Below are 12777 nucleotides of genomic sequence, written 5' to 3' on the forward strand. Positions count from 1 at the left end.
CGTCGGCGTCGGTGTCGCTGTTGGCGTCGGCGTCGGTTTTGCCGTTGGCGTTGGTGTTGGCTTTGCCGTTGGCGTCGGCGTTGGCTTTGCCGTTGGCGTCGGCGTTGGCTTTGCCGTTGGCGTTGGTGTCGCAAAGCTTTCCGGAGTCAAAATAGCGGTGCGAGTTGACGGAATCCATCCAACATTGTAGCCGAAATTGGTCGCGACAAACTTGATCGGGACCAACATCCGGTCTCCAATAATGATCGGAGGGTTGTCCAGCTTGACGGACTTGTTGTTGACAGTTGCCGTCGATTTGTTGAGAACAAGCTGGATCGTGACGTTGTCCTTGATGACTGTTGCCTTCTTCTCCACATTGTTCCATGTCACTTTAGCACCGATGTCCTCCGTAATTACGTAAATCGGCACCATAGTAGAACCATTTACGATCGGATACAGGATGCTAAGCTTCTTTCCATTCACCACGATAGTTGAAAAGCCTGGGGTAGACTGAACGGCTGCGGTGCTGGAAGGGCTTGAGCTTGCGGCATGAGACAACTGAGGAAGCATCATGACGAATAGAAGTAGGGGCAACAGGCAACAAACGAGCTTTTTCATCATTCACCTCTATTGAAATGGAATCACGACAAATTAGACGCAGATGCCTGTCCAAAAGTTGCGAAAAAAATCCCCTGTTGTCAGAAAATTCTGTTTCAACAGGGGTTTTCATGGGTATATTGCTACTTTTTGTCATTTCGACAATTGTGAACTTTATATGCTTGGCTTATTTTTCAGAACAGCGTCCAATTCCCCTTCGACCGGGCGTGCCGTTCGGCAATCATCAACAAATAGCGAGTACAAGCGGCAAGGATGATCGTAGCTGCTGCGAGCACAGCCAGGGCCAGCCACCAGCCTCCGCCGATATCATTGTCCAGCGCTCCTCGCACCAGAACCAGGCCATATGTAACCGGAAAGATAAACGAGAGCGCCGAAGCCCAGGCGGGAAACACCGCAGGCGGAATACGCACTCCGCCAAACAGTTCCATGGGGGCTTGAAACACGTAATAAAGCAGCCCCGAATCCCGCGAAAAGAGGGCAAGGGAACACAGCAGCGCTCCCCAAACGACGGCGGAGATCAGAATGACCAGAAGCGCCATGAGAAGAGCCGGCCAGTTGACGGCCCGGGGATCGAGAATGAAGAGAAACATCAGCAGAGAAAACAGGGCAAACATCCAAATTCCGTGGAAGAGAGAATACAACGAGCGGCCGTAAAGAAATGCCATTTTTGAGGATGGCGCGAGAAAAACGATTTCCAGAGTGCCGTCCTTGCGCTCCATTTCAAACAACCAAGCGGATTGCACCACCGTCCAGAACAGTTGAAACACCAGATACCCGCTGAGCAGGAATAACGGCACTCCGCCATCGGGTATGACCCGGGAGAGCACGGAACCCTCATCTGTTTTGTAGGGTTTCATCATGTAATAAGAAGACAGAAAGGCAAGAGCCGGCCATAAGAGCATGGAGAAGAAGACCATCTTCCCCTTGGTCCGGCTCTGATGCTGCTTTCTTACCTCGGCCAACATCGCTGGCCAAATGGCACTCCCTTTCATCTTCATCCCTCCGAAAGCTTGATGATGGCGTCTTCCAGATTCGGCTTTTCAGTGGCGAATCCGGTAACGGCAAGATCGTGCTCCAGCGCCCAGGGTAGCAGCTCCGCAATCAGCTTATCGGCAGCTGGCGTCTTTATCGAAAGTCGGTAAGTCCCGGCTTTGTCCATTTCAGCCGACTCTACTTTTTCCGCATCCACAAGTGCCGATGAGATTGTCAGACCATTCAGGTGCCGCGCTAGCTCCGGGCGGAGCATGTCATTCCAACCGGCAACCTCCAGATGAGCCGTCTGAGCGCCGGCAACTTGACTGACGATCGTCTCCGGCTTGTCGCAAAGCAGCAGACGGCCATTGTCGAGGACATAGACACGGTCACACAGCTCTTCCACCTCTTGCAAATAATGGCTGGTGAGCAGAATGCCCTTCCCCGCTTCCCGGGCGAGTCTGCTTACCATACTGCGCAAATGCCGGGCGATGGGGGCATCCAGGCCCAAGGTCGGTTCATCAAGAAACAGGTAGGCGGGGTCGTTGATGAGACCCCGGGCGATCTGCAAACGCTGCTTCATGCCTTTGGAATACTGTTCCACCGGCCGATCCGCCGCCTCCGCCAATCCCACCTCAGCCAGTAGCCGCTCGGTATCCCGTTCCAGCCGTTCGGCGCTCAACCCGTACAGTTTTCCGAAATAGATCAGATTTTGCCTGCCGGTCAACCGCCAGTAGAGCATCCGTTCGCCTCCGGCGATCATATTTATCTTCATCTGGATCTCCTGTCGGTTTTTATCCATAAGCGCTCCGTCCACCTCGATGCTGCCGAAAGTCGGTTCCAACAGGGTGGACAACATGCGGATCGTCGTGGTCTTCCCAGCACCGTTAAGACCGAGGAGCCCGACGATTTCCCCAGGTGCGATGGAGAGCGTCAAATTCTGAACGGCCGTCACCTCCCGTGTTTCGGACCGGAGAAAGCTCCGTCTGTTTTTCGACCGGTATATCTTGGTTACATCTTTCATCTCGATCATGCCGTAGCTCCCCTCCTTCTCTTGAGCTATATAAGTTGAACGAAAGATTGTAAGGATTCCGTCCCTGCAAAACCTGATTGTTCTTCCAATCGCTGTTGCTCTCAGATTCCATGATCAGACAACTCCATATAAGGTAGGAATCTGATCGCAAAGGCGACCGCTGACGCTTTTCCAGAACAATCGGTTTCTCCACTCCTTCATCCCTTTCTTTTGTTCAACTTATTTAGAACCGCTCGAACATCTTCCGTTCAATCCTCCGGTTGCTCCACATCCCAATAGCGATGTAAACGGCGCAAAGGGATAGGATCGGCAGGACCATCTTGATGTTCGTTCTCTCCCCGATAAGCAGGGCATTCCGCAGTAGCTGCAGAGATCCAGTAAGTGGAAATAGCTCTCCGGCTGCTTGCAGAAAACCCGGTAAATACTCTCGGGGAAATTGAAAACCGCAGAGCAATGCGGTTATGGCAAATAATGTGTTTTGCACAAAAAACGTATCCCGGGTATAGAGCATGATGCTGCCCAGTACTAATGCCATAGCGTAGCAGGCCAGCAGATAGAGTGCCGCGCCTAGCAATACCGAAGGCAGGTGGACAGAACCGAGCCGCAATCCGGCCAATAGCCCAACGGATACCACTACGATGAGCTCAAAGCCGCTGCGGTAAAGCTGCTGCACGGCATTGCCGATAAAGTAGCCGTTCCGGCTTGAAGGCGAAAGCAGTAGCGCCTCCAGCGTTCCTTCCCGCCATTCGGTGATCAGCGCCCGCGACACATTCATCATCATACTTACAGAGAAAACGTTCAGCAGCCCGCCGATGATTACGAAAGTTAAATAATCGCCGGTTCCTGTATAGGCGGCGAAGGTTGAATCCACTTCGCCCCGAATGAGGTACGTATAGGAAAAATACGAGACCAGGACCAGATAAGCCCCATCTAGAATATGGCCAAGGGTAAAGGTCCAGGGATACGCCCGCAAATTGGACTGTTGATTCCTCTTTATCGTTGCGATTGCGATATTCCACACAATGGGAGCTCCTTTTCCAACAAGATAAAATGCATGTCTTAGCGCCCCTTTATTGCTCAAGGTATTGCCTTTGCAGGAGAAGCAAATGATCCATGGCTTCCTTGTTAGCGGAGTAAAAGATGTAGCTCCCTTTGCGTTCCGCACGAGTAAATCCGGCTTCGTTCAGTAGTTTCAACTGCTTGGATACCGCCGCTTCCGATATCCCCAGTACCGGAGCAAGCTGCTTCGTACAATGAGGGCCGGTCCATAGCAGCTTCATCAACCGTAACCGGGTTTCGTCACCAAGCGCTTTCAGTTGGTTCAGCAAGTCTTTGGGCGGTTCCTCACTAAAAGGCAGCCAGGGCGTATCGACGCTCAGGGGTAGACAGAGGGCCGTTTCCGTCCAACTTATCAGCAGATGTGGAAAGATGAAGGTGGATGGAAACACGTAAACATGCTGCATCCGCTCGTAGGGAAAATAATAAGTCGATGCCTTTTGCGCAGACAGAGCGCCGTTTTCGGCTCGCAGCCGGGGATGGAGTGTATTCAGCGCTTTTTCCGGATTGACCGCGGCCATCTCTTGAAAATGCATCGCGGATGCGTTCAACCAAGGCTCGATATATTCCCATTCCCGACGAAAATAATCCCGTTCATAGGTCTCCAGAGTTGTGAAGAGCAGCTGCCGCGCCTCCTGGAAATGGTCCAGTTCTAGCAAATCCGTATCAGCTCCGTTCCCCGATGCTTTTCCCCGCTTCTCCAGCTTGGTTATGATGGCGCTGAGCGGCCATTTTCCATTCAGCAGAAAATACGCCAGCTCGGCGTCAGGAAGCTTCTTTAGTCCTTCGATTCCTTCCAAGCAAGGGACGGGCTCCCCGCGAAAATCAGTATAATCCAGGAGCGGTGTCCATCCGTCAGACAAATTTCCGATCCGGTTCACTGCTTCCTTGAGCGGTTGAGGTAGCTTTTCCCTCAGCTCTTGTGCCCATTGCAACCGATTGGGATGGTGCTCTGGCCGGTAAAGGACGTGCAAGCTGCAAATCAGTTCATGAAACGGGCTGACGATGGTTTTTAGTTTCCGATTAATCGTTAACATTGAGCTCATCTTCTTTCCATTTTGATTAACCGTTTGGTTAATCAAAATACACTTTCGCGAATAGTGTTCCATACTATAAAGGCCCCTGCAAAATTTGTCAATAAGGAGAAGCGACAAAAAAAGAGACCTGCCTCACCCAAAGGGTGTGCAGGTCTAACGGTATTTTTATCCTTTAAACGGCTTCTGCTTTTCGTCTCGCTTCATATGCCGCAATAGCCTCTTCATGTTGGAGGGTCAGCCCGATGTCGTCCAAACCGAGCAGCAGGAACTGTCTGCGGTGCTCGTCCAGATCGAAAGAAATGTTCAAGCCGAGGGAATCGGAAATCGTTTTGTTTTCCAGATCAACATTCAAGGTGTAGCCCTCGTTTGCTGCGGTGCGTTGGAACAAATCCTCCACTTGCTCTTCCGACAGTCTGATCGGCAGAATGCCGTTTTTGAAGCAGTTGTTATAGAAAATGTCCGCAAAAGACGGTGCAATAACCACTTTGAAGCCATAGTCAAGAATCGCCCAAGGCGCATGCTCCCGGGAGGAGCCGCAGCCAAAATTGGCGCGGGACAACAAGACCGACGCCCCTTGATAACGAGGCTTGTTCAGGTTGAATTCCGGAATCACGTTGCCGGCTTCGTCCCATCTCCACTCGAAAAAGAGAAATTGTCCGAAACCTGTCCGTTCGATTCTTTTCAGGAATTGTTTAGGTATAATTGCATCGGTATCGACATTAACACGGTCAACAGGCGCTACGAGCCCGTTCAGTTGTTTGAAAGCTTCCATCGTGAGATCCCCTTCCTCTACCTTAATTGAACTGCCAATTCCGCACGTCAATGAAATGTCCGGTTACTGCTGCAGCTGCAGCCATTTCCGGAGAGACGAGATGGGTCCGGCCACCGCGGCCTTGGCGTCCTTCAAAATTGCGGTTCGATGTGGAAGCGCAGCGTTGTCCGGGGGTCAACACGTCAGGATTCATCGCCAGACACATGCTGCAGCCTGCTTCTCTCCATTCAAAGCCAGCATCCGTGAAAATTTTGTCCAAGCCTTCCTTTTCCGCTTGCAGTTTCACGCGGCCTGAGCCCGGCACGACCATGGCTTGAACGCTGGGAGATACTTTGTGGCCTTTAGCAACGGCTGCCGCTGCCCGCAGGTCTTCGATCCGTCCGTTGGTGCAGGAACCAATAAAGACGACATCCACGTTGAGATCGGTCATCGGGGTTCCTGGGGTGAGTCCCATGTATTCGAGGGCTTTTTCAGCCGCTTTGCGTTCGTTTTCCGTTGCGAAGCTCTTTGGATCCGGCACGAGTGCATCGATACTTGTGCCCATACCCGGGCTCGTTCCCCAGGTTACTTGCGGAACCAGAGCATCGGCGTCGAATTCAACGACACGATCATAAACAGCGCCTTCATCCGTTACGAAGGTTTTCCATTCAGCTACCGCGCGATCAAAGGCTTCTCCTTGAGGCGCATATTCGCGTCCGCGCAGATAGTCGAAGGTGATCTCATCGGGAGCAATGAGGCCTGCCCGTGCGCCGGCTTCAATGGACATGTTACACACGGTCATCCGTTCTTCCATGGAAAGACCGCGAATCGCTTCGCCGGTATATTCAAAAACATAACCGGTACCGAAATCCGTTCCGTACTGTGCGATAATGCCCAAGATCAAGTCTTTTGCCGTAACGCCCGGTTTACGTTTTCCGAGGACGCGGACTTCCATCGTCTTGCTCTTCGCTTGCTGCAGACATTGGGTTGCCATCACGTGCTCCACTTCGCTAGTGCCGATGCCAAAGGCAAGAGCGCCGAAAGCGCCGTGGGTTGCGGTATGGCTGTCGCCGCAAACGATGGTTTTACCGGGAGAGGTAAGTCCCAGCTCCGGACCCATAACGTGAACGACGCCCTGATCGATGGAGTTAAGATCAAAAAGCTTGACGCCGAACTCAGCGCAGTTTTTCGAGAGCGTATCGATTTGTTGCCGGGAAATCGGATCTGTGATGTTGAAGCGATCCTTCGTCGGAACGTTGTGATCCATCGTCGCGAAGGTCAATTCCGGACGGCGCACTTTGCGGCCGGCCATACGCAAACCGTCAAATGCTTGCGGAGACGTTACTTCGTGTACGAGATGCAAGTCAATATACAAAATGCCTGGTTTTCCCTGTTCTTCATAAATCGCATGTTTTTCCCAAATTTTTTCATAAAGCGTTTTGGCCATTTCGTTTCACCTCATGCTTTTTTTCGTCCTGCATAATGCCCTGAAATAACCTACTTCCAAATAGGTTAAGCTTCAGGCGGCTTCGCCGATAATACATTTGCTAATGCTGTTCTAGCGGCATGTATGTTTAATTGGTATCATCATATCATTTTTTTATCTATAAGACTAAGATATAATCATTATAAGTGTTATAGGCAACAACAATAAGAAAACGTTTATCGACGTACATTCAGATAAAACAGACCGCATTTAGAGGTCGTTTTTCTTGCGATATCAGGAAGTCGCTGCTTCGAAGTTTTTACTTTCTGATATCTTAAGATAAGCCGAAAAGGAGACCGCAAATGGAACTGCGCCAACTTCAATATGCCGTACAAATCGCCGCCGACCGTAATTTTTCCCGCGCCGCCGAGAAGCTGCACATCGCACAGCCCTCCCTCAGCCAGCAACTATCCAAGCTGGAAAAGGAAATCAACCTGCTCTTGTTTCAACGCAATACTAATTCAGTGGAAGTTACACATGCCGGTACGGTTTTCGTGGAAAAAGCTTCCTTCATTCTCGACCAGGTAGCCCAGTTAAAGAAAGAAATGGAGGATCTTCTGCAAATGCGTTCGGGGCGGCTTGTCATCGGCAGTTTGCCCATTACCGGCTCGCAGATTTTACCCATGGTCCTGCCGGAGTTCCGTAAAAAACATCCGGGAATCGAGGTGGTGTTGGTTGAAGAAACGACGCTTAATCTGGAAAACTTGACCTCTTCCGGCCAGACCGATCTCAGCTTGCTCACCCTCCCCCTTGTGGATGAATCCTTGGAGTATGAGCCTCTGATTGAAGAGGAGCTCTGTTTGGCCGTCCCTCCTACGCATCCGTTAGCCCATGAAAAACGGGAGATCGCCATAGCCGAGCTGCGGGACGAACCTTTTATCATGCTGAAAAAAGGCCAGGGGTTCCGGCAGATTGCCATTGAGATGTGCCGAAATGCGGGCTTTGAGCCGACGGTAGTGTTTGAAAGCAGCAACATTGAAACGGTGCAGGCATTGGTAGGCGCCGGCATGGGCATCGCATTTATCCCGTCCATGATCGCTCGTTCCGTTGTTTCCTCCTATATGCCGACTCTGCTTAACTTGATCGGACGACCCAAACGCACCCTCGTGATTGCCAGGCGCAAAGGCCGGTACCTCTCGAAAGCGGCGGAAGCGTTTATCGATACGGCGCGGGAAGTGGTGAAGTAACACAACACCAGGGCGGAATAGCACTAACCCACTGTGGAACAATACTGGAGGCGGCTTTCGTATTCCTGAGGGACCGCTAAACCATACTTTTCCACAAGGAGGAATATCGCCGGATGTCCGCTTTTTTGGAAGCCGTGAAAAAACGCCGCTCCTACTACAATATTTCCCGCACTTCCACTCTACCCGATGATAAAATCGCTGAGATTGTCAAGGATGCCGTCAAATACACCCCTTCATCTTTCAACTGTCAGAGCTCGCGGGCTGTCCTGCTTCTCGGAAGCCATCACGATAAGTTGTGGAGTATTACCACGGAAACACTAAGGAAGATCGTACCTGCCGATAACTTTGCATCAACGGAGCAAAAGATGAAGGCCTTCGGCGCCGGATATGGTACGGTTTTATTTTTCGAGGACCAAACCGTCGTAGAGAAGCTGATGACTGACTTTGCCCTTTACAAAGACAACTTCCCAGTTTGGTCGGAACAAACAAGCGGCATGCTTCAACTCGTAGTCTGGACAGCACTTACAGAAGCCGGTCTCGGCGCTACCCTTCAGCATTATAACCCGCTGATCGACAACGAAGTGAAAGCGACTTGGAAGATCCCCGATTCTTGGAAGCTAACCGCTCAAATGCCCTTCGGCAAGCCGGAAGCGGAACCTGGCGAGAAAGCATTCCAGCCTATCGAGGAAAGAGTGAAAATCCATAAATGACCAAAGAAAGGGTGGCGCTAAGCCATCCTTTTTTGATACCTTATGTTCATGGTGTTTGCTAATTACAATAAAATGAAGGATGTTGCCCATGCAAACGAATAAACTTTATTCTAAATTTGCTTTTGAATGCCGTACAGGTGATTTGCGAGAGGATGCACGACGGTTCCTGGTGAATAATGGGCATCCAGTCACCGCTTCCCATTGCCTGATGGTGGGCGAGGAAGCGAAACGGTTAGCCGTTCGGTTCGGAGCGAATCCGCAGGATGCGGAAATCGCCGGCTATTTGCATGATATCAGCGCTGTTATTCCCTCTGAAAACCGGATCGCTGCCGCGCATGAACTCGGTCTCCCGGTGCTGACGGAAGAGGAAAGCTTTCCGATGATTATCCATCAAAAACTTTCCGAAGCGATGGCACATGACCTATTCGACATTGAGAATCCGGATATTTTAGCTGCAATCGGCTGTCATACCACCTTGAGAAAACGGGCCAACCTCTTGGACCACGTCCTTTTCGTTGCTGATAAGATTGTGTGGGACCAATCCGGGAATCCTCCCTATTTAGCGGAGATTACGCAGGCACTAAAGCTTGGCATTCAAAATGCTTCCTATGCTTATCTCGATTATCTTTTCCGTCATCGGGAACAGATGAAAGTCGTCCACCCATGGACAAGGGAGGCTTACGAAGATTTGGCATTATCGCTTAAGCTATAGGCGAAAATACGCTTCACGTTACTCCGTAACTTCCAACACAACCATGCCGATATTCTTGAGGTTTAGCGTTTGCTGGTCCCAATCGGCTAAATGCTCGCTGCCGAACACGAGCTGCCACTCCCCAAGTTGAGGCAGCGTTACCTCCGTGAAGCTGCGGTTGGAATGGTAGATGACATAAAGATGCTTAGCAGGGTCTCCTCCGGCATGTTCCATGAGTGTAAAGGCGACGCAACCTGGAGGAACCTCTTCAAAACGTAGATGAGAACGGATATCGTCGGCGTTTCGCAGCCGGAAGGCCGGGTGCAATTTCCGCAAGATCAGCAGCTGCCGGACGTATTCCACGTCATTTTGCCGCATGGCGCAGCGGTTCCAATCCAATCGGTTAATGGAGTCGGGTGACTTGTAGCTATTCTCCTCGCCAAATTTGGTCCGCATGAATTCTTGACCGGCGTGAATAAACGGAATTCCTTGACTGGTTATGACAATGGCAGTAGCCAAGCGATGTGAAGCGTTCAGCCATTCCTCCGGTTTGTCGGGGTGAACCAACTTAAGCCGATCCCACAACGTATGGTTATCGTGGCATTCCACATAATGGATGGCTTGATCCGGCTGCGGGGCGAACGAGTGAATCGATTCATTATAATAGATCGCTCCGGTTATCCCTTTTTTCAGTTCTGTCTCCGTTGCTTCGCCGCTGATAAACCCTCCTGAGGTCGGATTGAAAATATTCCCCTTCACCGCATTGCGTAGTTTATCGTTGAATTGGCCGATGCCGGGCATCATTCCTGCGTGAAACTGATTAGCTCTTTTTTCGGCTGGCAATGACGTTTCCATGTACCAACCTTCACCCAGCAATAAAATGCTTGGATCAATGGCATCGAGATTGCGGCGGATTTCCTGCATCGTCTCCACATCGGTCAAACCCATCAGATCAAAGCGAAACCCGTCTACATGATATTCCTTCGTCCAGTAAAGCACGGTATCGAGTATAAATTTCCGTGCCATTTTTCGCTCAGAAGCGAATTCATTGCCGCAGTGGGCGCCATCGGATAAACTACCGTCCTCCAAATACCGCAAATAATAGCCAGGCACCAGTTTCGTGAAATTGACGCGATAGCCGTCATAAACGTGATTGTAAACCACGTCCAATATGACCCGAAGTCCATGATCATGGAGAGTCTGAATGAGTTCCTTCAGTTCCCGGATTCGGCTGCAAGGATTATATGGATCAAGGGCGTAAGAGCCTTCCGGCGTGTTGTAGTTTTGCGGATCGTAACCCCAGTTGTAGCGTTCGTCAGGGAATCGTTCATCTACGCTTATCGGACAAAAATCATGGATAGGCAGCAACTGTAGATGGGTAACACCCAAATGAACAATATGATCTAATCCGGTTTCAATTCCCATTGGCCCCTTAGTGCCAGCTTCCGCCAGACCGAGATACTTTCCTTTATGCCTTACGCCGCTTTCGGGGTGGATTGTCATATCCCGGATATGCCCTTCATAAATGACCGCATCAAGGACGGAATCCAGCTTCGGTTTATCGTGCGTCCATCGGCTTGGGTTGGTTTTGGCGGGATCAACGATCGCTCCTTTTTCTCCGTTGATACAAACCGCTTTGGCGTACGGGTCTGCTGCCTCGTTCCAGGCATCACCTATTTTAACTTTGTACGTATAGAACCAGCCTTCCCAGTCTCCCTCCACTTCCCTTTGCCAGCATCCTTTATCGGTGCGGGTCATATCCAACTCATGCTGCGGGTCGCCATCCCAGGTTGAATAAAGAACGAGTTTGGCTTCCCAAGCTGTTGGAGCCCATAATTTACAGCTCATACCCTCTGTTGAGTAAGTCATTCCAAGATCGTCGCCGTCATAGTAAAAACGGTCATCAAATGCTGGAGAAAATACGGATATCCCATCGGAGACTTCCAGATCACCGTAATGAATTTCGTAATCAATTGCTTGCTGTACCGCCACTATTCATGCACTCCATCCGAAAGTAGGGTCAATTCTGAGCCCGGTTATGCGGGTCAAGTATTGTAGATAGATGTTTATAACTATAATCGGCTTAACATGAACAAACGGTGATAGATGTAACAAAAATACCGGCCGCTTTTGATATTCGGCGATATATTTATAAACCCCTTTCAAATGCATTCCTTACTAAAGTATTCCATGGCAAGCCGTTCGGATATACCTCCATGGACAGCGATCCGCCTTTTGGGCGATCATCCCCCCACGCTAGCAAGAACGAAGATCAAGCCGGCCGTATTGTTCAAGATATGCGTTCCCATCGGCACCAGAATTGTTCGTTTCTTTTCGTATAGATAAGCTAATATCAAACCGGTCGCGACATAAGCCGGCATGTTCCAAAATTCGGAGTAGTTATGCTGCATGACCACCGCTTCAAACACATGTTGGAAGCCAAACAGCAAGGAAGACACCGCATAGGCAAGTAGCCGATTTAGCTTCCGGAGGGAACGGAAGATCATTACCCGGTAAACCAGTTCCTCCGTAATCGGACCAATAACGGCGATGGATAGTCCGAATAAAATCGGATACTGGAGCAAAATGTCCTTCATTTTATTTTGATTGCTTGCTTCCGTCACCTGATGGAATATGGAAACGAGGATCGGTACAAGGATGTTGGAGACGAGTAGTATGGCTATAACCCCTGCAAGGATCCATAACGCGTTACGCAATCGTTGCTGGTTGAACGAGGCAAAGGATTGCTTGAGAAACGAAGCAAAACCGGCAATCGCCAGCACATACAGAACGGCAAATAGCAGGAACGAGATCCGGTTTTTGTCTTCGTTTTGCAGAGGGACGATCCCATTGATCAATTGGATGACCGGTTGAACGATAAGCGATATCAAGCTGAAATAATAGACGATCACTAAAATAAACCCCAATACTAATTGCTTGCGCGTCAACCTCTCATGGAACTCCGCCATTGCTTCTCCCCATTTCGCCGCTTTGGAATCGATTTGTTTTTCTTTGTCGAAAACATAGATATATTACCATATTTTTACTTTCGATCATGTTAAATATCTATTAATGCTGCGCCTTGCGGACACAGATCCACGCGACATACTGCCTTCGGGCTACTTTGAGCTAATGGCTTGCCTATCAGAACATAACAAAACGCCCCGTACGCTAGTGGTCAAGACCCCATTTAGCGGACAGCTAGAAAAAAACCTACCCTATAAGCTGTCGTCGGTATTCAGTCGGTGACAGCTTGT

The 12777-nt window shown here is 50.2% G+C and carries 12 protein-coding genes; 3 read left to right on the plus strand and 9 right to left on the minus strand.

Annotated elements, in window-relative coordinates; genetic code table 11:
* From TJ79_RS26550 to leuC, 7 genes are all read right to left on the minus strand, one after another.
* The coding region (locus TJ79_RS26550; protein ID WP_238322828.1) for a copper amine oxidase N-terminal domain-containing protein at positions 1–552 on the minus strand (552 nt) is incomplete at its 3' end.
* Positions 553–770: 218 nt separating this feature from the next.
* Positions 771–1589, minus strand: a complete 819-nt coding sequence (locus tag TJ79_RS05815) for an ABC transporter permease (protein ID WP_052339321.1) — start codon at positions 1587–1589, stop codon at positions 771–773.
* Positions 1590–1591: 2 nt separating this feature from the next.
* Positions 1592–2602, minus strand: coding sequence for an ABC transporter ATP-binding protein (locus TJ79_RS05820; protein ID WP_040949363.1), 1011 nt, complete (start codon positions 2600–2602; stop codon positions 1592–1594).
* Between the two features lie 223 nt (positions 2603–2825).
* Positions 2826–3623 carry an ABC transporter permease gene (locus tag TJ79_RS05825; RefSeq protein ID WP_040949364.1) on the minus strand — a complete coding sequence of 266 codons (798 nt, stop codon included), beginning with the start codon at positions 3621–3623 and terminating at the stop codon, positions 2826–2828.
* A gap of 49 nt (positions 3624–3672) precedes the next feature.
* Positions 3673–4704 (minus strand): ArsR/SmtB family transcription factor, encoded by a 1032-nt coding sequence (locus TJ79_RS05830; RefSeq protein WP_238322830.1) that lies wholly within the window; start codon positions 4702–4704, stop codon positions 3673–3675.
* A gap of 163 nt (positions 4705–4867) precedes the next feature.
* Complete coding sequence (gene leuD / locus TJ79_RS05835) at positions 4868–5467, minus strand: 3-isopropylmalate dehydratase small subunit (protein WP_040949366.1); 600 nt, start codon at positions 5465–5467, stop codon at positions 4868–4870.
* A gap of 22 nt (positions 5468–5489) precedes the next feature.
* Positions 5490–6893 (minus strand): 3-isopropylmalate dehydratase large subunit, encoded by a 1404-nt coding sequence (gene leuC, locus TJ79_RS05840; protein WP_040949367.1) that lies wholly within the window; start codon positions 6891–6893, stop codon positions 5490–5492.
* A 341-nt stretch (positions 6894–7234) separates the two neighbouring features.
* On the opposite strand from leuC, the gene TJ79_RS05845 reads away from it, so the two are divergent.
* From TJ79_RS05845 to yqeK, 3 genes are all read left to right on the plus strand, one after another.
* A complete protein-coding gene (locus tag TJ79_RS05845; RefSeq protein WP_040949368.1) occupies positions 7235–8119 on the plus strand; it encodes a LysR family transcriptional regulator in 885 nt (294 codons plus the stop codon).
* Positions 8120–8232: 113 nt separating this feature from the next.
* On the plus strand, positions 8233–8829 hold the full coding sequence (locus tag TJ79_RS05850; RefSeq protein WP_040949369.1) for a nitroreductase family protein: 597 nt from the start codon (positions 8233–8235) through the stop codon (positions 8827–8829).
* A gap of 88 nt (positions 8830–8917) precedes the next feature.
* Positions 8918–9541 (plus strand): bis(5'-nucleosyl)-tetraphosphatase (symmetrical) YqeK, encoded by a 624-nt coding sequence (gene yqeK / locus TJ79_RS05855; RefSeq protein WP_040949370.1) that lies wholly within the window; start codon positions 8918–8920, stop codon positions 9539–9541.
* Between the two features lie 18 nt (positions 9542–9559).
* Here yqeK and pulA read toward each other — a convergent pair whose 3' ends face one another.
* Entirely contained in the window at positions 9560–11512 is a 1953-nt protein-coding gene (gene pulA / locus TJ79_RS05860; RefSeq protein WP_040949371.1) for a type I pullulanase, read from the minus strand.
* A gap of 251 nt (positions 11513–11763) precedes the next feature.
* Positions 11764–12489 (minus strand): CPBP family intramembrane glutamic endopeptidase, encoded by a 726-nt coding sequence (locus tag TJ79_RS05865; protein WP_040949372.1) that lies wholly within the window; start codon positions 12487–12489, stop codon positions 11764–11766.
* Between the last annotated feature and the right edge of the window lie 288 nt (positions 12490–12777).

This window comes from Gorillibacterium massiliense (assembly GCF_000455485.1).
GTDB lineage: Bacteria > Bacillota > Bacilli > Paenibacillales > NBRC-103111 > Gorillibacterium > Gorillibacterium massiliense.